Genomic DNA, 20,155 nt, shown 5'->3' on the forward strand with positions numbered 1-20,155 from the left:
GCTCATGTCCCGCACCGCGGGCTATCTGCCCCCGCGGGGGCGGCGCCGGATGCCCAGGCGGGAGCGGGTGGGCTGCTCGGGGACGCGCGCGGACACCTCGGCGGACGCGGGGGCCGGCCCCGGGGCCGGGGCCCGCCCGGGCCCCTCGGCGGTGTCCTGCCCTGTGTCGGGCCGGGACTCAGGGGCCTGCGGGTGACCGTGGGCGGGCTCGTGACCGGGGAGGTCGTAGGCCGCCGCGTCGGCGGCGGGCCTGCCTGGGGTGTCGGGGTGCTGTGTGCTGGGGGGGCCGGTACCGGTGCCTGTGCCGGTGTCGGTGCCTGTGCCGTAGGCGTCGGGGGTGTGGAGGGCCGGGCGGGTGCCGCCGGGGGTGTGGAGGGCTGGGCGGGTACCGGCGCCGCCGTACGCCTCCAGCCCTGGCCGTGTGCCGTCGCCGCCGCCGTACGGACCCGGCCCGGCACCATCACCGCCGTACGCCTCCGGCCCCGGCCGTGCGCCCTCGCCGCCGCCGTACCCGTCCGGCCGCGCACCGGCGGCCCCGTACGCGCCGCCGCCCCGGCCGAACGCGTCCACGTCCGTACCGGTCACGTCCGTACCGGTCACGTCCGCGCCCGTACCGCTCACGCCCCCATCCGTTGCGCGCACGTCCGTGTCCGCGCCGACGGCGCCCACGTCCACGCCGAGCGCGTCCGGGGCCGCGCCGAACATGTCCCCGTCCACGTCGGCGCCGAAGACGCCCCCGTCCGCACCCACGGCACCGTAGGCGTTCGCGCCCCCGCCGTCGGTGTCCGCGTCCCCGCCGTCCGCGTCGTACGTCCGCCCGTACGCCCTCGCGTGCGCGCCCGCGCGGAAGCCGTCCGCAGGCGTCTCGTCCGCGGGGAGCACGACCGGCGGGGTCTCCCCCGCCGCGGCGGGCAGCTCCGGGGTGGCCGCGGGCGGGCCGCCGAAGTCCACCCACCGGGGTGCCCGGGCCCGGTCCAGGCGCTCCATGCGTTCGCGCAGTTCGCCGCAGCGTGCCGCTGCCCGCTCGTGGTCGTCCCGTACCCACGCCATGTCCAGGCGGATGCGGTCCACCTCCTCGGGCGTCGCCGCCACCGCGAGGGAACGGGCCAGCTCCTGTTCCCGTTCCTGGGCGAAGCGCTGCTCCTGGAGCATCATGTCGAGCCGGTCGCTGAGGAGCTCCCGGCCCCCGGGGCGGTCGTCGTGCGCGGCCACGGACGCGGCGTGCAGCGCCCGCGCCCGGCCGGTCTCCGCCTCCGCGACGCCCACGCCCGCGTCGGCCGCGAGGTCGTGGAGCAGCGCCTGCACCACGTCCCACGGCGGCACCTCGGCGCCGTCCAGGCAGGCCCGCATGCCGTCGGGGTCGCGGGACCAGAACACGCCGCACCACCCCGCGCTCTGGTCGAGGCGCGCCAGGAGTTCGTTCAAGTACCGTGCGAACTCCCGGACTTGTGCCGGGAGTTGTCCCACTGCCATCGTCGGGCACCGCCCCCTGGGAGACTGGAGTCTGCCGGTCCGGAAGATAACACCAGATGTGTCACGGGACGGCCGCACACGGTGCTCCCCGGCCCTGGTTAATTACGTGGACGTGCGGCGGTAGGCGTGGCTAGTCTGCGCACATGTCCAGTCCCGAGGCCAGCAGACGCTAGCCGCCGGCGCGCTCCGGTGGCCCCCTTCCGAGTCGTTCGATCCGGCCGACGCCGCGTCGCAGCCCCACGGGGCTCCGCGGCCGCACCGGCCCGGGACCGCCTTCGCGCCGCAGCCACGGACCTTCCCCCTTCCCGCCCCCTCCGCCACACCGTGGAGCACGCCGTGCCGTGAGTCGCGCTGCGCTGTGCGGTGAGCCGTGCTGTGCCGTGCGGTAAGCCGTGCGGTGCTGTGCCGCACGCCGCGCCGTGAGCCGCGCTCTGCCGCGCAGCCCGCGCAGCCCGCGCGCCCGCACACCCAGCGGTACCGCACCGCGTCCACGCCGTGGCGGACATGGCCCTGGAGTCCCGCTGTGCCTCTGGTTCTCTATCTGCTCGGTCTCGCCGTGTTCGCGCAGGGCACGTCCGAGTTCATGCTGTCCGGCCTGGTGTCGGACATCGCCGCCGACCTGGATGTGTCGGTCCCGGCCGCCGGGTCGCTGACCTCGGCGTTCGCCGTGGGAATGATCGTCGGGGCGCCGCTGGCGGCGGTGCTCGGCATGCGGTCGCGCCGTCGGGCGCTGCTCGCGTTCCTGGTGACGTTCCTGCTCGCGCACATGGCGGGCGCCCTCACCACCAGCTACGGCGTGCTGCTCGCCACCCGCGTGGTGAGCGCGCTCGCCAACGCCGGCTTCCTCGCGGTGGCGCTCGCGACCGCGACGAGCCTGGTCGCGCCGGACGCCAAGGGCCGGGCCACCTCGGTCCTGCTCGGCGGCACCACCCTCGCCTGCGTCGCGGGCGTGCCGGGCGGCGCGCTGCTCGGCCAGGTCTGGGGGTGGCGCGCGGCGTTCTGGGCGGTGGCGCTGGTGTCGCTGCCCGCCGTCGTCGCGGTCGCGCGGTCCGTCCCGGCGGACACCGCCGACCGCGCGCCCGCCGACGCCCGCGCGGAGCTGGGCGCCCTGCGCTCCCCGCGCCTGCTGGTGACGCTGCTGCTCGGCGCCCTGGTCAACGGCGCCACCTTCTGCGCCTTCACCTACCTCGAACCCCTCGCCACCCACGTCACCGGGGTCTCTCAGGCCTGGCTGCCCGGGCTGCTGGCGCTGTTCGGCCTCGGCTCGTTCGCCGGGGTCGCGCTCGGCGGGCGCGTCGCCGACCGCCGCCCGGTGCCGCTGCTCGTGGCCGGGTCCCTGGCGCTGCTCGCGGGCTGGGCGGCCTTCGCGCTGACCGCCCACCACCCGGTGGCGACCGTCGCGTTCACCTTCGCCCTGGGCACGCTGTCGTTCGCGGTCGGCTCCACGCTGATCGCCCGTGCGCTGTACGCGGCGACAGGGGCGCCCACGCTGGGCGGCGCCTTCGCCACGGCGGCGTTCAACGTGGGCGCGGCCCTGGGCCCGTGGGCCGGCGGCCGGGCGATCGACGCGGGGCTCGGCTACCGGTCGCCGCTGTGGGTCAGCGCCCTGCTGGTGGCGCTCGCGCTGCTGACGGCGGGCGCCGCGGCGCTCCGGGCGGGCCGGCGCGGGCCGGGCGTCACACCGGCACCGGAGCGCACATCCGTGCCACCTCGTCCATGGACAGCTCAAGGGTCACCGCGAGCGCCGCGACCGTGAAGAAGGCGGGCGTCGGCGCCCGGCCCGTCTCGATCTTGCGGAGGGTCTCCGCGGAGATCCCGGCGCTCGCGGCGACCTCCACCATGCTCCGCTCGCCGCGCGCCTCCCGCAGCAGCCGGCCGAGCCGCTCGCCGCGCTCGCGCTCTTCAGGGGTCAGAGGGGTGCGCACCATGGGCCCATCCTACCCGGACCCCATTCAAATACCGGTATAGTAATTGGCATGGTTGAGCTCAAGACGGATTCATCGATCGACGCGATGCGGGAGGCCGGGCGCGTGGTGGCGCGCGCCCTGGCCGCGGTGCGGGAGGCCGCGGCCGTGGGCGTGCGCCTGCGCGACCTGGACGAGGTGGCGCACCAGGTCCTCAAGGAGGCGGGCGCGACCTCCCCGTTCCTGCACTACCACCCGGAGTTCGCCCCGGTCCCCTTCCCGGCCACGCTGTGCGCGTCGGTGAACGACGCGATCGTGCACGGCGTCCCGGGCGACTACCGCCTGCGTGACGGGGACCTGCTCTCCGCCGACTTCGGCGCGGTCCTGGACGGCTGGGCGGGCGACTCCGCGATCAGCTTCACCGTCGGCACCCCGCGCCCCGAGGACGTACGCCTGATCGAGACCGCCGAGCGCGCCCTGGCGGCGGGCATCGCGGCGGCCGTGGTGGGCAACCGCATCGGGGACATCGCGCACGCCATCGGCACGGTCTGCCGGGACGCGGGGTACGGCATCCCCGACGGCTTCGGCGGCCACGGCATCGGCCGCGAGATGCACGAGGACCCCTCGGTGCCGAACGAGGGCCGCCCGGGCCGCGGCATGCCGCTGCGGCACGGCATGGTGCTCGCCATCGAGCCGATGCTGATCGCCGGGGGCACGGACGGGTTCCACGCGGCGCCGGACGGCTGGACGCTGCGCACGGACGACGGCAGCCGCGCCGCCCACGCGGAGCACACGGTCGCGATCACGACCGCGGGCCCGCGCGTCCTGACGGCCCTCTAGGTCCCGCCGGTCCTGTCATGAGCCCCTGGCGGCCCCGTGGGCCGCGAAGACGCACGGGGCCCGTGCCGCCCGGCTGAGCGGCACGGGCCCGGCGGACGAACGGCATCCGTCCGAGGTTCTACGTTCCGCGGGCGGGCGTACGGGCTACGACGCGGGCCGCACCACCATCGCCGACCCGCCGCCCCGGCGCTCCTTCTCCGCCGCCGCGAGCCACTTCCCGCCCGGGAGCCGCTGCACGCCGGTGGCGGCCCCGATCTCCGGGTTCTTCTTGAAGGAGTGGCCGAGCGCCTCCAGGTCGCGCCGCAGCCCGCTGTCCCACAGCCCCGGCTCCACCTCGGTCTGCGCGGCGTTGCGCTGGCTCGCGCGCGGCGCCGCGATGGCGTCGACCAGCGGCAGGTCGCGGTCGAGGAAGCCGGTCAGGGTCTGCAGCACGGTCGTGATGATGGTCGCGCCGCCGGGCGAGCCGAGCGCGACGACCGGCTTGCGGTGCTCGTCGAGGACGATCGTCGGCGAGATCGACGAGCGCGGCCGCTTGCCGGGCCCCGGCAGGTTCGGGTCGGGCACGCCGGGCCGGGCGGGCGCGAAGGAGAAGTCCGTCAGCTCGTTGTTGAGCAGGAAGCCGCGCCCGGGCACGGTGATCCCGCTGCCGCCGGTGGACTCGATGGTGAGGGTGTACGCGACGACGTTGCCCCACTTGTCGGCCGCCGTCAGGTGCGTGGTGTTCTCGCCCTCGTACGTCGTCGGGGCCGCCTTGCCGCCCTTCCCGCAGGGGACGGGGTCGCGCGGGTCGCCGGGCGCGACCGGGCTCTTGAGCACCGCGTCGTCCTTGATGAGGCAGGCCCGGGAGTCGGCGAACCGCTGCGAGAGCAGTTCCCGGGTGGGCACGTCCGCGAAGGCGGGGTCGCCCACCCAGCGCCCCCGGTCGGCGAACGCGACGCGGCTCGCCTCGATGAAGCGGTGCAGGTAGCGCGCCTGGCTCACGCGTGACAGGTCACCGCGCTCCAGGATGTTGAGGGCCTCGCCGACGGTCGTGCCGCCGGAGGAGGACGGCGCCATCGAGTAGACGCCGAGGCCTCGGTAGGTGGTCTTCGTGGGGGCCTGGTGCTTCACCCCGTAGGCGCGCAGGTCCTTCATCGACAGGTCGCCGGGGCGCGCATTACGGCCGGAGTCCGGGTCCACCGGCGGCTTGTTGACGGTGCGGACGAAGTCCCTGCCGATGTCCCCGCGGTACAGCGCGTCGACGCCCTCGCGCCGCAGCTCGGCGTAGGTGCGGGCCAGGTCGGGGTTCTTGAACGTGGAGCCGACCACCGGCAGCTCGCCGCCCGGCAGGAACAGCTTCGCCGTGTCCGGGAAGTCCCGGAACCGCTCCTCGTTCGACTCGGTCTGCGCGCGGAAGGTCTTGTCCACCGTGAAGCCGTCGCGGGCGAGCCGCTCGGCGGGCTTCAGGAGCGTCCCGAGCCGCTTGCTGCCCCACCGGTCGACCGCGGCCTCCCAGGTGGCGGGCGTGCCCGGCGTGCCGACGCCGAGGCCGCTCGTCTGGGCCTGCGCAAACGGCAGCGGCTTGCCGTCCTCCAGGAACAGGTCCGCGTCGGCGGTGCGCGGCGCCGTCTCGCGCCCGTCGATCGTGTGCACGGTGCGGGACTTCGCGTCGTAGTACACGAAGTACCCGCCGCCGCCGACGCCCGCCGAGTACGGCTCGGTGACGCCGAGCGCGGCGGCCGTGGCGACGGCCGCGTCCACGGCGTTGCCGCCCTTGCGCAGCACCTCGATGCCCGCGGCGGAGGCGTCCGCGTCGACGCTCGCGACCGCTCCCCCGTAGCCAACGGCCTCCGGCACCTTGGGCGGGGTCCGCCCGGCCGCCGTGGCCGCGGCGGCGTCCGCTCTCGGTCCCGCTTCGGCCCGCGTGACCGATGCGGCCGCCGTGCCCGGTTCCGCTGTGCGCGAAGGCGAAGGGGGCGCGGCCGCACCGACCGTCACCAACACCCCGCCGACCGCCAACAGCGTCAGATTGCGTACCACGTCATGCCGCATGAGCACCTCCAGTCAACGACCGTCCGCGCAGCGTAACTTCAGGCCACCGGACCCGCCACGGCACCGGCCGTGGCGGCCTCCTCCGGCCGCCAGCATGCCCGCCCATGACGGAAGACGTACGCCTCATCGCCCTCGGCCCGGGCGCGGCCGCCGTCGGCGCCGCCCCGGCCCTGTACGTCCGTGCGTACCTGGCGCGGCACAGGCTCGGACGCAAGCGGGCCTTCCTCGGGCTGCCCGAGCACGCCGAGTCGCTGCTGGTGGTCGACCGCGGCGCCGCGGTCGGGGCCCGGCTCCGGGTCGGCGTTGACGCGTACGCCGGGCAGCAGCGAGTGCATGTGCGCGGCCATGCGCCGGTGCAGGGCCGGGGGCTCACCGCCGGGCAGGAGGCGCGGCCGGTGTTCCTCTTCTGCGGCCAGCGCGCGATCACCAACCAGGCCGCGACCCGCTGGCCCGCCACCACCAGCGCCTCGCCCGCAAGCACGGCAACGCCTCCTTCGTGCTGCTCCTGAAGGTGGTGCACTCCCAGGCCCACGGCCCGGACGTGGTGGAGCTGGTCGAGGACGTGACCCGGGCCGCGCGGGAGCCGATACCGGCGCCGGCCGGGCGTGCCTCCCATCGCGCCAAGTGAGCGCGCGCCCACGTTACGCATGCCGCGTACGGCGCCACTGTGACGTAGTCGGCGATTTCCGGCCATCGGGCAACCGAAGCGGACCTTCCGCCCTCTCTCCCCGGGCAGGCAGTGAACATCCGCACGGAGGTAGTTTCCCTTGAGGTCCCGCAGGTCCCTGAGCCCCAGCCGCCGCCCCCTACGCACCCGGCACGCGGCCGTGGCGGGCACCGCGGCCCTGGCGGCCGCCCTGACCGCCTGCTCCGGCGGCGGCTCCGGTGACGGCGCGGCCAAGGCCGAGAAGCCGAAGATCGCCGTGAACCTCACCGGGCAGCAGGCGAAGGCGGGCGTCCCGGTCACCGTGAAGCTGACGTCCGCGGACGCCAAGCTGAAGGACGTGACGGTCGCCGACGCCGAGGGCACCCGGCTCGCCGGGAAGATCTCGGCCGACGGCCGCGGCTGGACCTCGGCGCGCAAGGCCGCGCCCGGCACCAGCTACACCGTGCGCGCCACGACGGACGGGGGCGGCGAGGCCGGCGGGAAGTTCGCGACGGCGGCGCCCGAGAAGGTCAACAAGGTCACCATCACCCCCGGCCGCAACGTCAAGACCGTCGGTGTCGCCCAGCCCCTGTCGATCGTCTTCGACCACCCCGTCGCGAACAAGGCGGAGGTCGAGAAGAACCTCAAGGTCAAGACGTCGAACGACACCGTCGGCTCCTGGGGCTGGATCAAGAACTACGACGGCAGGGACCGCGTGGACTGGCGCCCCAAGGAGTACTGGAAGTCCGGCACGAAGGTGACCCTGGACGCCCGGCTCAACGGCGTCGACTCCGGGTCCGGCGGCGGCTGGTTCGTCCGCGACTACGACACGGCGATGACCGTCGGCAGGAACCAGGTGGTCAAGGTCGACCTGGACGCCAAGACCGCGACGCTGACCCGCGACGGCAGGACCGTCAGGACCCTCCCGATGTCCGCGGGCACGCCCGGCGGCGAGAAGGCCTCCTGGGGCGGCACGTCGGTCCTGATGTCCAAGGAGGGCACGATCAACATGCGCTCCGAGACCGTCGGCCTCGGCGACAGCTACGACAAGATGGTCGACTACTCGATGCGCCTGACCTGGTCGGGCATGTACGCGCACGCGGCGCCCTGGAACGCGGCGTACTTCGGCAACACCAACCACAGCTCCGGCTGCGTCGGCATGAGCACCGGCAACGCCGCGTGGCTGTACGGCCAGGCCCAGATCGGCGACCCGTTCGAGGTCTCCGGCAACGGCTCCAAGGGCACGCCGGACCCGGGCAACGGCTTCGGCGAGTGGAACCTCTCCTGGGCGGACTGGCAGGCCAAGAGCGCGCTGTGACGGGCCTCTTGCGCTGACAGCGGTGTCAACAATCGTTACCGGGGCGTAACTTACTGAAGGGTTACCCCTGGTAAACATTCGCGGTTACCGTTCGGTCACTTTGCACTTCCGGCACTCCCACCACGTGCAGCGGTGGGAAGTGCCCCAGCAGTGAGAGGTGACCCGTGAGAGACCCCCACCCGTCCCTGCGGCCGCTGGCCGCGGGGGCCGTCTCCACCGCCCTGCTCGCCGGTGCCGCGCTCGGCCCCGCCCACGTGGCCCACGCGGCGCCCCCGCCGTCGGCGCCCGCGGCCTCCCCGGCGGCCGTGCCAGGCGCGACGGCGGCCGTGTCGGCCTCGTCGGGGGTGCGCTTCGTCGACATCCCCGGCGACGGCGGCACCGTCCTGAAGGCCAACGTCGTCACCCCCGAGGGGGCCGGCCCCGGCGCCGTCCACCCGGTCGTGGTGCTGCCCACGAGCTGGGCCGTGCCGCAGATCGAGTACCTCGCGCAGGCCAAGAAGCTGGCCGACACGGGCTATGTGGTGGTCAGCTACAACTCGCGCGGCTTCTGGCAGTCCGGCGGCGAGATCGAGGTCGGCGGCCCCGAGGACATCGCGGACGCCTCCCGGGTCATCGACTGGACGCTGGAGAACACCCCGTCCGACCCGGACAAGGTCGGCATGGCGGGCGTCAGCTACGGCGCGGGCATCAGCCTGCTGGCCGCCGCGCACGACAAGCGCGTCAAGGCGGTCGCCGCGCTCAGCGGCTGGGGCGACCTCGTCGGCTCCATCTACAGCGGCCGTACCCAGCACGTCCAGGCGGCCGCGCTGCTCGGCGGCGCGGGCGCGCTCACCGGCCGCCCGAGCGCCGAACTGCGGCGGGTCCTGAAGGACTTCCTCGCCTCGAACCTCGACCAGGAGGACGAGATGGTCGCCTGGGGCGCCAAGCGCTCCCCCGTGACCTACCTGGACCGCATCAACGCCCACGGCACCGCGGTCTTCCTCGCCAACGCCTGGGGCGACACCATCTTCCCGCCCAACGGGTACGCCGCCTTCTACGAGAAGCTCAAGGGCCCCAAGCGCCTGGAGTTCCGCCCCGGCGACCACGCCACGGCCGAGGTGACGGGCCTGCTGGGGCTGCCCAACGACACCTGGTCGCACACCCGGCGGTGGTTCGACCGCCATCTGAAGGGCGAGCGGAACGGCATCGACCAGGAGCAGCCCGTGCAGCTCATGTCCCGCTCGACGGGCGGCTACGAGGGCTACCCGGACTGGAAGTCGGTGGGCGCCGTCCAGCGCGAGATGGAGCTGGGTGGCACCCACACGGTCCGCGCGAACGTGGACTCCGGGGCCAACGGCGGCACCGTGCTGCTCTCCAACGCCCTGGACCAGTTCCTGAAGCTGCCGCCGACGGCGTCGATCCCGCTGCTGCCGCGCCGGTACGCGGCCGTGTGGCAGTCACCGCGCTCCGAGCGGCCGCAGCGCGTGCGCGGCACGGCGAAGCTGCACACCACGGTCACCGGAACCAAGGAGAGCGGCACCCTCGTCGCCTACCTCTACGACGTGGGCCCGCTCGGCCTCGGCAAGCTGGTCAGCAGCGCGCCGTACACCTTCCACGGCAAGACCCCCGGTGAGCCGTTCGCCGTGGACCTGGAGCTGTTCTCCACGGCCTACGACGTCCCGGCCGGGCACCGGCTCGCCCTGGTGGTCGACACGGTCGACCCGCTCTACGTCGAGCACAACCCGACCGGCGCGCAGCTGACCTTCTCCTCGCCGCGGACCGACCCGTCGTACGTGTCGATCCCCCTGCGCGAGCAGTGATCTCCGGCTGCTGCCGGGCGGGCCTGGCCCTTCGAGCTACTGCGCACCCCGATGGGGCGGGGGCCCTGGTGGGTACCCTCCCGGCAGCAGCGTCCCTGGTTCGGCCGGGGCGACGTCCACGGCCTCCGTCTTGGGACTGCGCCGCTGGCGCTTGGACACCCAGTAGGCGAACCACGACAGCAGCATGCACATCCCGATGTAGATCGGTGAGATCACCATGACCACGGGGATGAAAGGCAAATCGTAGTCGAGGTTCGACGCGATCAGCTTCCCGGCGTGGAGGAACTCCTCATAGGTGATCAGATAACCGAGCGAGGTGTCCTTCAGGGCCACGACCAGTTGGCTGATGATGGCGGGCAGCATGGCCCGCACGGCCTGTGGCACCAGGACGTACGACATGACCTGGGTCTTTCTCATGCCCAGCGCGTAGGCGGCCTCCCTTTGTCCGCGCTCGACGGAGTTGACGCCGGAGCGGAACACCTCGGCGAGCACGGAGCCGTTGTAGAGCGTGAGCCCGGCGACCAGCGCCGGCAGCGGCTGGACCTTCAGCGCCACGAAGACGAAGAAGATCATCACGAGTACGGGCATGGCCCGGAAGAACTCCACGAACAGCGCGGCCAGCCAGCGGACCGGGCGGTGGTCGGAGAGCCGGCCGGTGGCGAGCAGCGCGCCGAGCGCCAGCGAGAGCACGGCGGCCACGGCGAACGCCTTGAGCGTGTTGCCGAGCCCGCGCAGCAGCAGCTCCTGGATGCCCTCGTACTGGAACGGCGTCCACTTGGTGTGGGTGAACTGGTCGGTGTCGAACAGCAGGTAGAGGATCCAGGCGAGCAGTCCGAGGAGGACGGCGGTGGACAGGACACCGTAGAGCCGGTGCCTCCTGCGGGTCCGCGGGCCCGGGATGTCGTAGAGGGCGGTGGCTTCGTCGGCGGGGGCGGTGGCGGTCATCGGGCGACTCCCCAGCGCTTCTCCAGGACGGTGAAGACGGCGCTGATGGTGAGGGTGATGATGAGGTAGCCGAGGGCGATCCAGAGGAAGGTCCAGATGATGTCGTAGCCGAGTTCGCTGAGCGTCTTGTACGTGCCGAGCAGCTCGGTGACGCTGAACGCGCCCGCGATGGCGGAGTTCTTGGCCAGCGCGATGAGGGTGGAGCCGACCGGCGGGATGACCGAGCGGAAGGCCTGCGGCAGCACCACCTGGGAGAGGGTCTGCCCGAACGTCATGCCGAGGCTGCGGGCGGCCTCCCCCTGCCCCTTGGGCACGGTGTTGATGCCGGAGCGCAGCGCCTCGCAGATGAAGGCCGAGGTGTAGCAGCCGAGCGCGAGGACGGCGAACACCTTGAAGGGCAGCACGAGGCCGAAGCGCGGCAGGCCGAGCAGCACGGCGAAGAACAGCAGGGTCAGCGGCGTGTTGCGCAGCACCGCCACCCACGCCGCGCCGAACGCCCGCAGGGACCCGACGGGCGCCACCCGGAAGGAGGCCATGACGAAGCCGAGCGCGAGCGCCAGGAGCGAGGCGAACACGGTGAGTTCGACGGTGCCGAGGAAGCCCTCGCCGTAGGTGGAGAAGTTGTCCGTCAGTACGTCCACGACGCCTCCTCAGCTCGCCGGGTAGCGGTCGATGGCGGGCGGTTTCGGCGCGGGGACCCCGGACAGGCCGAGCGTCGCGTCGTAGGCCCTCTTCCAGTCGCCGTTCTTCTCGCGCGCGGCGAGCGCGTCGTCGATCGCCAGCCGCAGCGCGTTGTCGCCGCGGGGCACGCCGATGCCGTAGGGCTCCTTCGAGAAGGGCTTGCCGACGACCTTCAGCTCGTCGGGGACCTTGGCCGCGTAGCCGATGAGGATCGCGTCGTCGGTGGTGACCGCGTCGACCTGGTAGGTCAGCAGGTTGTCCACGCACACCGAGTACGTGTCGTACGCGACGAGCGTGGCCTTCGGGTGGTCCTGCTGGATGCGCTGGTACGGGGTGGAGCCCGCGGCGGAGCAGACGCGCTTGCCGTCGAGGTCCCCGGGGCCCTTGATGCCGTCCTCGTCGTGGCGTACGAGCAGGCCCTGGCCGGCCATGTAGTAGGGGCCGGCGAAGCCGACGAGCTTCTTGCGGTTGTCGTTGATGGTGTAGGTGCCGACGTAGTAGTCGATCTGCCCGTTCTGCAGGGCGGTCTCGCGGTTGGCGGAGGCGATGGTCTTGAAGGTGATGCCCTTCGGGTCCAGGCCGAGCGAGGCGGAGACCATCTTGGCGATCTCGATGTCGAACCCCGAGTAGCGGCCGCTCGCCGGGTCCTTCTCACCGAGGTAGGGCTGGTCCTCCTTGGCGCCGACGACGAAGTGGCCGCGGCTTGCGGCCTTGCGCCAGGTGCCGGACCCCGGCAGCGCGAAGTCCTCGGCGACGCGGTAGCGGGGCAGTTCGGAGGGCGCGGGGCCCTTGGTCGGGGGGCTGCCGTCCTTGCCACAGGCGGCGGTGGCGAGCGCGCCGAGCGCGAGGGCCGTCAGCGCCCCGAGGAGACGTGTCGTACGCATGGGCCGTTCCCCCGGTCAGTGCTTGAGGATCTTGGAGAGGAAGTCCTTGGCCCGGTCGCTCTCCGGGCGGGTGAAGAAGTCCTCGGGGGCGCGGTCCTCGATGACGCGGCCGTCGGCCATGAACACGACGCGGTTGGCGGCCGAGCGCGCGAAGCCCATCTCGTGGGTGACGACGACCATGGTCATGCCGTCGCGCGCCAGTTGCCGCATGACGTCGAGGACCTCGTTGATCATCTCGGGGTCGAGCGCGGAGGTCGGCTCGTCGAAGAGCATGACCTTGGGGTCCATGGCGAGGGCGCGGGCGATGGCCACGCGCTGCTGCTGGCCGCCGGAGAGCTGCGCCGGGTACTTCTCGGCGTGCGCGGCGAGCCCGACCCGCTCCAGGAGCGCGCGGGAGCGCTGGTCCGCCTCCTCCCTCTTGCGGCCCCTGACCTTGATCTGGGCCAGGGAGACGTTCTGCAGCACGGACTTGTGCGCGAAGAGGTTGAACGACTGGAACACCATGCCGACTTCGGCGCGCAGCCGGGCGAGGGCCTTGCCCTCGTCGGGCAGCGGCTGCCCGTCGAGGCGGATGCTGCCGGACTGGATCGTCTCGAGCCGGTTGATCGTCCGGCAGAGCGTCGACTTCCCCGACCCCGAGGGGCCGATGACCACGACCACCTCCCCCTTGCCGACGGTGAGGTCGATGTCCCGCAGGACATGCAGCTCGCCGTAGTACTTGTTCACGTCACGCAGCTCGATCAACGGATCGACGGTCATGGCCGGACCTGCCCACTCTCAGCGGTGTCGGTCCGCGCAACCTACTCAGGGCAAAACGGCACTTTCGGGACGACACGCACTGATGGCCATTAACCGTATTTGCGACGTCGGCGGGCCCGTTGCGTGAAGGCGTGGCCAGGGCTCGGCCGGGGCGCCGGGGCTACGCCTCGGACGCCTCGGCGTACGTCTGCGACAGTTCGGGGGTGCCCTGCACGGCCCAGTCGAGGCCCGCCTCGACCACCGGGAGCTCGCGGCCCGAGGCGAGCCGGACCACCGGGTCGCCGCCGGGCAGGACGTGCCACGCGGCGCCGGGCACGGTGCGCACGATGACCGTGCCGAGGTAGAGGCCCGCGTCGTTGCCGAGCCAGGGAAGGGTCTCGGGGTCGTCGCGCCAGCGCGGCGTGAGCTGGTCGAGGGCCGCCAACGAGGCCGGGCTGTCGTCCAGTTCGAGCCCGGCGCGCGCGGCCTGGGAGCGCAGCAGCTCGCACTCCGAGAACAGCTCGGCCATCTCGTCCGGATCGGCCTCGAAGGCCGCGGCGAGCCTCGGCCCCGGCTCGCTCGCGTGCCGCTTGCGCCACTTGTCCAGGAACGGAATGTTCATGATCAGCCTCTCCGTGGGGCGCCGGGCGTTCGGACGGCGGATCCGCGTTCCCAGGAATGTATCTTGCGGCAGTTGATCACGGAATCAGGTGAATCGCTCCACGTGGCTCCCGTGTTGCCCAGGGCACGGGCCGCGCGTCCTCAGCGGCGGGTGAAGGCCAGGATGGTGGCCAGGTTCATGGGACGGCGCGTGGACAGGTACAGATACGGCGCCCGGTGGTGCGGACCCCGCAGCTCCACGCGCAGCGCGGTCGGCACGTAACTGCGCAGCAGCAGGTGCGCGTAGGCGTTCGCCTTGCGGGTGCGCCACTCGAAGGCCTCGCCCTCGTCGAGGATCTCGGTCGTCCCGAGCTCGTCGATCGGGATGGCCCGGTCCCCGGCCACGAGCGTGCCCGGCGTCACGACGATGCGCGCCGAGCCGTACCGGTGCACCAGCGGGCCGAAGACGGCGACGACGAGGAGCAGTCCGCACCCGGCGGCCACGGGGCCGAACGGCAGCAGCAGTCCGGCGAACAGCCCGCCGCCGAGCACGACGAGGAACCACCACGCGGCCGGAACGCTCAGGCGCTCATCGTAAAGATGCATGGGCCCATCCTGGCAAAGGCCTTCGGGGCGCGGGAGCGGGGGGCCGGGCGTTCCGCCCGGCGGGCGGCGGGAGTTGGCGGCGCCCGGCGCGCGGGCGGGCGCCGCCGTGGCCCGGGGGCTCAGGGACCGTGGCCGGGGCCGGGGCCTCAGAGGTCGAGGTCCACCACGACCGGGGCGTGGTCGGAGGCGCCCTTGCCCTTGCGCTCCTCGCGGTCCACGTAGGCGTCCGTCACGGCCTGGGAGAACGCCTCGTTGCCGTAGACGAGGTCGATGCGCATGCCCTTGTTCTTGGGGAAGCAGAGCTGGCGGTAGTCCCAGTACGTGAAGGGGTGGTCGTACTTGAGGGGGCGCGGGACGACGTCCGTGAGGCCCGTCTCGCGCAGGGCGGCGAGGGCGGCGCGCTCGGCGGGGGTGACGTGGGTGGCGCCGTCGAACTGGGCGAGGTCCCAGACGTCGTCGTCCGTCGGCGCGACGTTGTAGTCCCCGAGGACGGCGAAGGGGCGGGAGCCGCCCGCGTCGCCGGCGACGGCCGCCCTGAGGGCCTCGAACCACTGGAGCTTGTACGCGTAGTGCGCGTGGTCGACCTCGCGGCCGTTCGGCACGTAGACCGACCAGACGCGCGCGGGGCCGCAGGTGGCCGAGACGGCCCGGGGCTCCTGGACGCCGTCGTAGTCGGGGCCGCCGGGCAGGCCGACGGTGACGTCCTGAAGGCCGACGCGGGAGAGCAGCGCGACGCCGTTCCACCGGCCGTCGGCGTTGACCGCCGACTCGTAGCCCAGCTCGCGCAGGGCCTCGGTGGGGAACTGCTCGGCGCCGCACTTGGTCTCCTGGACGCACAGGACGTCCGTACCGCTCTTCTCCAGCCAGGCGAGGAGCCGCGGGAGGCGAGCGGTGATCGAGTTCACGTTCCAGGTGGCGATGCGCATGACGGACAACCTACCCGCCGGGTCCGACAGTCATCGATCCGTGCAGGTCACAGCCGGTCGCGGTCACATCCGGTCACGCCCGCGGTGGGGCACGGGCACGGCCGGGCACGGCCGGACACGGCCACGGCCGGTCACGGTCACAGCTCGGCCGACTCGCCGGGTGCGAGCCGCACGTGCTCGGCGCCCCCGAGGCGGCCGATGTGGCCGTCGTAGATGGGCCGCGCGAGGTCCGTGAGCAGCGCGTCGTGCACGTCGTACGCGCGCCGCGGCGCGACCTCGCGGACGTAGTCGATGACCTCGGCGATCTTGTTCCACGGCGCCATCACGGGCGCCAGGAGGACGTCCACGGGGTGGTCGGGGACGGTGAGGGCGTCGCCGGGGTGGAAGACGGAGCCGTCGACCAGGTAGCCGACGTTCGTGACGCGCGGCAGGTCCGGGTGGATGACGGCGTGCAGCTCGCCGTGGACCTGGACGGAGAACCCGGCCGCCTCGAACGTGTCGCCGTGGCCGACCCGGTGCACCCGGCCCGGGAAGGCCGCCGCGACCTGGTCGGCGACGGCGGCCAGCGTCCAGATCTCGGTCGCCGGGTCCGCCTCCATGGCGACGCGCAGACGGCTCTCGTCGAAGTGGTCGGGGTGCTCGTGCGTGATCAGGATCGCGTCGGCGCCGACCGCCGCGTCCGCCTCGCCGAACCCGCCCGGGTCGATGACGAGGGACCGCCCCGCCTTGTCGAGGCGCACGCACGCGTGGGACTGCTTCGTGAGCTTGATACCGGTGGTCGCCATGGCTCCTTCTTCGTCGACGGGGCCGCATCCGGATCGATTCGGCCCGTTTTGTCCCATTGTGGTTCCGTCCGGGTGCGGCGCGGCTGCGCGGGCGGACGGTCGCTACTCCTGGGGAGTCGTCTCCTCGCGGATCACGGCCTGCGCGACCCGGAAGGCGGTGTTGGCCGCGGGCACGCCGCAGTACACCGCCGCCTGGAGCAGCACCTCCTTGATCTCGGCCGGGGTGAGGCCGTTGCGCAGCGCGGCGCGGACGTGGAAGGCGAGCTCCTCCTGGTGGCCGCCCGCGACGAGCGCGGTGAGCGTGACGCAGCTCCGGGTGCGGCGGTCGAGGCCGGGGCGGCTCCAGACCTCGCCCCAGGCGAAGCGGGTGACGAGGTCCTGGAAGTCGCCGGAGAACTCGTCGGCGCCGGCCAGGGCCCGGTCGACGTGCGCGTCGCCGAGCACCTCGCGGCGCACCTTGATGCCGGTCGCGTACGCGTCGGGCCGGGCGGCCGTCGCCTCGGGCTGGGCCACCGCCGTGGACGCGGTGGCCGGGGCGGCGGGCGGCGGCGCTAGGACGGGCTTGACGGGCGGCGCCGCGATCGCGTGCTGCCCGGTCGCGCCGAGGTCCGGCGCGGCCTGCCAGGCGCTGGAGAAGTGGCGGACCAGGAGGTCGGTGACCGCGCCGGGCTGCTCCACCGGGGCGAGGTGGGAGGCGCCGGGCACGACGGCGAGGCGGGCGTCGGGGATGCCCGCGACGAGGGTGCGGGCCTCGCCCTGGCCGGTCACCTGGTCCTCGGAGCCGACCAGGACGAGCGTGGGAACCCCTATGCTGCCGAGCTCGGCGCGGATGTCGAAGGCCGCGAGGGCCTCGCAGGCGGCGATGTAGCAGCCGGGGTCGGTGGTGCGGACCATCTGGACGGCCCAGTCGGTGATGGCGGGCTGGGCGGCGGCGAAGCCGGGCGTGAACCAGCGCTCGGGCGAGGTCCGGGCGATGGGGTCGAGGCCGTTGGTACGGATGATCACCCCGCGCTGGCGCCACTCGTCGGCGGTGCCGAACCGCGGCGAGGTGGCGATGAGCGCGAGCGAGGCGACCCGGTGGGGGTTGCGGAGGGCGAGCTCGGCGCCGATGGCGCCGCCGAGCGAGCAGCCCGCGTAGCCGAAGCGCTGCACGCCGGCGTCGTCGAGCGTGGCGAGCACCCGGGCGGCGAGCTCGCCGACGGAGTGCCCGGGGTGCGCGGGGGCGCCGCCGTGTCCCGGCATGTCGAAGCGGAGGACCCGCCAGTGTCTGCTCAACTCGGGGACCTGCCGGTCCCACATGTGCCATGTGGTGCCCAGTGAGGGACCCAGGACCAGGACCGGAGCGTCTTCTGGCCCGTCAGCGCGGTATTGCAGGGTGTTCAACGGTGTCTCACTCACCCGCCAGACCCTCTCATCTGTCACGAGACGTCACATCGCCGGGGTGAACCTAGCGGACCGTGCCCCGCTCGCGACTGGTGAACCGCCTGGCTCACACTCGCCCCTCCGCCGTACCCTCACAGGTCGGCGCCAGGACGGCGCCCTCGGCCATGCAGGGCAGCACCTCGCGGATCAGGTCGGTGTTCAGCCGCTGATGTCCGAGGGCGGCTCGATCGTGTTCACCACCGTCTCATGCCGTGCTCGGCGCGCTGGTCATCCGCGTCCTGAAGACCCCTGACAGGGTCAAGCTCACGCGTGGTGGTCCCGGAGGGTCTGTTGGGGTGTGCGGCCGTACGCGGCGTGGTAGGTGCGGGTGAACCGGTAGGGCTGGTGGAAGCCCCAACGGGTGGCGACCGCGGCGACGGTGACGCCCGTGGTGGCGTCGGCGGCCATCAGGTCGGCGTGGGCGTGGGCGAGGCGGGTCCTGCGCAGGTAGCTCATCGGCGTGGTGTTCATGTGGCGGCGGAAGGCGAGTTGCAGGGTTCGGATGCTGACGGACACGGCGGCCGCGATGTCGGCCACGCTGATGTCGGTGTGGGCGTGCTCGTCGATGAAGGCGACGGCTCGCCGGAGGGTGGCCGGGTGGGCGTCGTGGCGGTCCTCGATCGTGGGGTCGGTCAGCGCGTTGCTGGGAAACGTGTTGAGGACGCCGGCTGCCACGTACTGGCAGGCAGTGGAGGCGAACAGATCGTGCTGGGGCGTGTCGGACCGGCCGCGGACGGACTGCAGCAGGTAGCTCATGGCGCGCTTGAGGTGGCGGCCGGCCGCGGGTGAGACCGGCTTGTCATCGGTGAGCCGGACGCGGTCGGGGGTACGGCCGGGGGAGGCGGCGGCCACCTTCGACAGGATGTCCGGTTCGAGGGTGAGGATGTCGTAGCGGGCGTGGTGGATGACGCCCTCGTAGGACCGGTTGTGGGGGGTGTACAGGAAGAGGTCTCCGGGGCCGAAGGTGCCCTCGTCGCCGTTGGGGAAGTACTGCCGGACGATGCCGCCGGAGTGCACGCTGCACACCAGGATCTTGCCGATGGGCTCCGCCTGGTGCGCCATGCCGTAGGTGACGTCCAGCCGGTCCAGGGCGAGTTGGCCCAGCACGTCGCGGGTGACGTGGATACGGGTGTGCTCGGTGTCGCTGCGGAGGTGCATTCTGGTGTAGACCCTGCTGAGGAACTCCTCGGTGAGTTCGAGGCTGTCGCTGTCGAAGTCGAACGCTTCCATGGTGGAGGCTCCTTGACCTCGCGGAGACATGGAGGGGCGGGTGGTCCCGTCGCCGGTCAGGGCGGGAGCTGGTTGAGGGTTTCCCGCGGAGTGCGGCCGTAGGCCCGGCGGTAGGCGGCGGCGAAGCGGCCGGGGTGGAGGAAGCCCCACCGGTTCGCCACCAGGGTCACCGTGGCACCGCTTATGGGTGTGGCGGCCAGCAGTTCCTGGTGGGCGTGGGCCAGGCGGACGCGACGCAGGTAGGCGAGGGGCGTGGTGCCCAGGTGGCGGCGGAACGTGAGCTGGAGGGCGCGCAGGCTCACCCGGGCGGCGGCGGCGATGTCGGCGGCGCTGATGTCCGAGTCGACGTGGTCCTCGATGAAGGCGACGGCTCGCCGGAGGGTGGCCGGGTGGGCGTCGTGGCGGTCCTCGATGGTGGGGTCGGTCAGCGCGTTGCTGGGAAAGGCGTTCAGCACGCTGGCCGCCAGCAGCCGTGAGGCGGCGGAGGTGATCAGCGGTGCGTCGCGGATCTCGGGCACGGCCAGCACGTCGTCGCGCAGGTGCTCGATGGTGCGCTGCAGGTTCTTCGCCGCGGCCCGCGAGACGGGGCGGTCGCCGGTCAGCCGGACCGGGGACGTCCTGTGGCCGGGCAGGCTCTCGGCCACCTGGTCCAGGAGTGTGGGATCGAACATGATGAGGTGGTAGTCGGTGCGCTGGATGACGCCTTTGTAGGGCCGGTCGTGCGGGGTGTACAGGAACGCGTCCCCGGGACCGAACAGGCTCTCCGTACCGCCGTCGTACTGGCGCACGATGGTGCCGTCCTGCACGGTGCACAGGCAGACCTTGCCGATCGGCTGCGCGTCGTGGCTCATGTCGTACTCCATCGTGAGCCGGTCCACGCTGGTCGATCCCGCGCTGTTCCGCGTAACCCGCACCCTGGTGTGCTCGGCGGCGCCGCCGATCTTCATCCTCGTGTAGGCCCTGCTGAGGAACTCCTCGGTCAGGCCGAGGTCTTCGCTGTCGAAGTGCAAGGTGCCCATGGTGTCCTCAGTTCCTGAGGGTGCGGGTGATGGGCTGCTCCCACGGACGGGGCGGGACGGGGGACGCGGTGCGTCCTCACCCGTGGTCCGCCTGTGGACGGTGGTGGCCCGGCGTACCGGGCCGGAGCGCCGGTCGCACGGCGTTCAGCCGGCGTGTCCCGTGTGCGCCGGTCCGTTGTCGGCGTCGGTGGTGGCAGTGGCCGCCTCGCGCCGAGCCGGCCTGGCTGAGGAGTGTTCATGCGACCGCCCCCTCGTGTCGGCGGTTCGGTCTGCCCTACGCCCCAGCCCTCACCGTACTGCGTTGCCCG

At 73.0% G+C, this 20,155-nt stretch carries 18 protein-coding genes and 1 pseudogene; 5 read left to right on the top strand and 14 right to left on the bottom strand.

Translation table 11 applies throughout. The annotated features are described in order from the left end of the window. Positions 1 to 21 precede the first annotated feature (21 nt). On the bottom strand, positions 22 to 1,425 hold the full coding sequence (locus IE330_RS07660) for a hypothetical protein (protein ID WP_190135107.1): 1,404 nt from the start codon (positions 1,423 to 1,425) through the stop codon (positions 22 to 24). A 571-nt stretch (positions 1,426 to 1,996) separates the two neighbouring features. On the opposite strand from IE330_RS07660, the gene IE330_RS07665 reads away from it, so the two are divergent. Beyond that, entirely contained in the window at positions 1,997 to 3,229 is a 1,233-nt protein-coding gene (locus tag IE330_RS07665) for a Cmx/CmrA family chloramphenicol efflux MFS transporter (protein WP_190135108.1), read from the top strand. Here the strand turns inward: IE330_RS07665 and IE330_RS07670 are convergent. Beyond that, positions 3,150 to 3,401 (bottom strand): helix-turn-helix domain-containing protein, encoded by a 252-nt coding sequence (locus tag IE330_RS07670; RefSeq protein ID WP_190135109.1) that lies wholly within the window; start codon positions 3,399 to 3,401, stop codon positions 3,150 to 3,152. The two genes, IE330_RS07665 and IE330_RS07670, sit on opposite strands and share 80 nt — an antisense overlap. Before the next feature lie 48 nt (positions 3,402 to 3,449). Here IE330_RS07670 and map point away from each other — a divergent pair, with 48 nt between their 5' ends. Further along, positions 3,450 to 4,217, top strand: coding sequence for a type I methionyl aminopeptidase (map, locus tag IE330_RS07675; RefSeq protein ID WP_190135110.1), 768 nt, complete (start codon positions 3,450 to 3,452; stop codon positions 4,215 to 4,217). A 144-nt stretch (positions 4,218 to 4,361) separates the two neighbouring features. On the opposite strand, the gene ggt is transcribed toward map, so the two are convergent. Next, a complete protein-coding gene (ggt, locus tag IE330_RS07680; protein WP_190135111.1) occupies positions 4,362 to 6,248 on the bottom strand; it encodes a gamma-glutamyltransferase in 1,887 nt (628 codons plus the stop codon). Positions 6,249 to 6,352: 104 nt separating this feature from the next. Here ggt and IE330_RS38775 point away from each other — a divergent pair. From IE330_RS38775 to IE330_RS07695, 3 genes and pseudogenes are all read left to right on the top strand, one after another. Further along, positions 6,353 to 6,876: pseudogene (locus IE330_RS38775) on the top strand (hypothetical protein). Between the two features lie 139 nt (positions 6,877 to 7,015). Then, entirely contained in the window at positions 7,016 to 8,212 is a 1,197-nt protein-coding gene (locus IE330_RS07690) for a L,D-transpeptidase (protein WP_190135112.1), read from the top strand. 164 nt (positions 8,213 to 8,376) lie between these two features. Continuing rightward, positions 8,377 to 10,011: an alpha/beta fold hydrolase gene (locus tag IE330_RS07695; protein WP_190135113.1), complete on the top strand. Its 1,635-nt coding sequence runs from the start codon at positions 8,377 to 8,379 to the stop codon at positions 10,009 to 10,011. A gap of 36 nt (positions 10,012 to 10,047) precedes the next feature. Here IE330_RS07695 and IE330_RS07700 read toward each other — a convergent pair whose 3' ends face one another. From IE330_RS07700 to IE330_RS07750, 11 genes are all read right to left on the bottom strand, one after another. Continuing rightward, entirely contained in the window at positions 10,048 to 10,956 is a 909-nt protein-coding gene (locus IE330_RS07700) for an amino acid ABC transporter permease (RefSeq protein ID WP_190135114.1), read from the bottom strand. Continuing rightward, complete coding sequence (locus IE330_RS07705; protein ID WP_190135115.1) at positions 10,953 to 11,597, bottom strand: amino acid ABC transporter permease; 645 nt, start codon at positions 11,595 to 11,597, stop codon at positions 10,953 to 10,955. The genes IE330_RS07700 and IE330_RS07705 overlap by 4 nt, the downstream gene beginning before the upstream one ends. Before the next feature lie 9 nt (positions 11,598 to 11,606). After that, on the bottom strand, positions 11,607 to 12,521 hold the full coding sequence (locus tag IE330_RS07710) for a glutamate ABC transporter substrate-binding protein (protein WP_190135116.1): 915 nt from the start codon (positions 12,519 to 12,521) through the stop codon (positions 11,607 to 11,609). A gap of 15 nt (positions 12,522 to 12,536) precedes the next feature. After that, positions 12,537 to 13,280, bottom strand: a complete 744-nt coding sequence (locus IE330_RS07715; RefSeq protein ID WP_190135117.1) for an amino acid ABC transporter ATP-binding protein — start codon at positions 13,278 to 13,280, stop codon at positions 12,537 to 12,539. A gap of 160 nt (positions 13,281 to 13,440) precedes the next feature. After that, entirely contained in the window at positions 13,441 to 13,881 is a 441-nt protein-coding gene (locus IE330_RS07720; protein WP_190135118.1) for a DUF6278 family protein, read from the bottom strand. Between the two features lie 140 nt (positions 13,882 to 14,021). Further along, positions 14,022 to 14,465, bottom strand: a complete 444-nt coding sequence (locus IE330_RS07725; protein WP_190135119.1) for a DUF3093 domain-containing protein — start codon at positions 14,463 to 14,465, stop codon at positions 14,022 to 14,024. A gap of 146 nt (positions 14,466 to 14,611) precedes the next feature. Then, positions 14,612 to 15,391 (bottom strand): exodeoxyribonuclease III, encoded by a 780-nt coding sequence (locus IE330_RS07730; RefSeq protein ID WP_190135120.1) that lies wholly within the window; start codon positions 15,389 to 15,391, stop codon positions 14,612 to 14,614. A 137-nt stretch (positions 15,392 to 15,528) separates the two neighbouring features. Continuing rightward, a complete protein-coding gene (locus IE330_RS07735) occupies positions 15,529 to 16,161 on the bottom strand; it encodes an MBL fold metallo-hydrolase (protein ID WP_190135171.1) in 633 nt (210 codons plus the stop codon). Between the two features lie 117 nt (positions 16,162 to 16,278). Beyond that, positions 16,279 to 17,574 (bottom strand): bifunctional 3-oxoadipate enol-lactonase/4-carboxymuconolactone decarboxylase PcaDC, encoded by a 1,296-nt coding sequence (gene pcaDC, locus IE330_RS07740; RefSeq protein WP_190135121.1) that lies wholly within the window; start codon positions 17,572 to 17,574, stop codon positions 16,279 to 16,281. A gap of 288 nt (positions 17,575 to 17,862) precedes the next feature. Further along, positions 17,863 to 18,828 (bottom strand): helix-turn-helix transcriptional regulator, encoded by a 966-nt coding sequence (locus IE330_RS07745; RefSeq protein WP_190135122.1) that lies wholly within the window; start codon positions 18,826 to 18,828, stop codon positions 17,863 to 17,865. Between the two features lie 56 nt (positions 18,829 to 18,884). Then, positions 18,885 to 19,847 (bottom strand): helix-turn-helix domain-containing protein, encoded by a 963-nt coding sequence (locus tag IE330_RS07750; RefSeq protein WP_190135123.1) that lies wholly within the window; start codon positions 19,845 to 19,847, stop codon positions 18,885 to 18,887. Positions 19,848 to 20,155 lie beyond the last annotated feature (308 nt).

The sequence above is a fragment of the Streptomyces longispororuber genome, from assembly GCF_014656095.1.
GTDB lineage: Bacteria > Actinomycetota > Actinomycetes > Streptomycetales > Streptomycetaceae > Streptomyces > Streptomyces longispororuber.

Excerpts from the sequence above, each read along its gene's own strand:
- IE330_RS07700 (WP_190135114.1), bottom strand. The coding sequence starts at position 10,956 with ATGACCGCCACCGCCCCCGCCGACGAAGCCACCGCCCTCTACGACATC.
- IE330_RS07710 (WP_190135116.1), bottom strand. The coding sequence starts at position 12,521 with ATGCGTACGACACGTCTCCTCGGGGCGCTGACGGCCCTCGCGCTCGGC.
- IE330_RS07720 (WP_190135118.1), bottom strand. The coding sequence starts at position 13,881 with ATGAACATTCCGTTCCTGGACAAGTGGCGCAAGCGGCACGCGAGCGAG.
- ggt (WP_190135111.1), bottom strand. The coding sequence starts at position 6,248 with ATGCGGCATGACGTGGTACGCAATCTGACGCTGTTGGCGGTCGGCGGG.
- IE330_RS07670 (WP_190135109.1), bottom strand. The coding sequence starts at position 3,401 with ATGGTGCGCACCCCTCTGACCCCTGAAGAGCGCGAGCGCGGCGAGCGG.
- IE330_RS07725 (WP_190135119.1), bottom strand. The coding sequence starts at position 14,465 with ATGCATCTTTACGATGAGCGCCTGAGCGTTCCGGCCGCGTGGTGGTTC.
- IE330_RS07750 (WP_190135123.1), bottom strand. The coding sequence starts at position 19,847 with ATGGGCACCTTGCACTTCGACAGCGAAGACCTCGGCCTGACCGAGGAG.
- IE330_RS07745 (WP_190135122.1), bottom strand. The coding sequence starts at position 18,828 with ATGGAAGCGTTCGACTTCGACAGCGACAGCCTCGAACTCACCGAGGAG.
- IE330_RS07730 (WP_190135120.1), bottom strand. The coding sequence starts at position 15,391 with ATGCGCATCGCCACCTGGAACGTGAACTCGATCACCGCTCGCCTCCCG.
- IE330_RS07715 (WP_190135117.1), bottom strand. The coding sequence starts at position 13,280 with ATGACCGTCGATCCGTTGATCGAGCTGCGTGACGTGAACAAGTACTAC.
- map (WP_190135110.1), top strand. The coding sequence starts at position 3,450 with ATGGTTGAGCTCAAGACGGATTCATCGATCGACGCGATGCGGGAGGCC.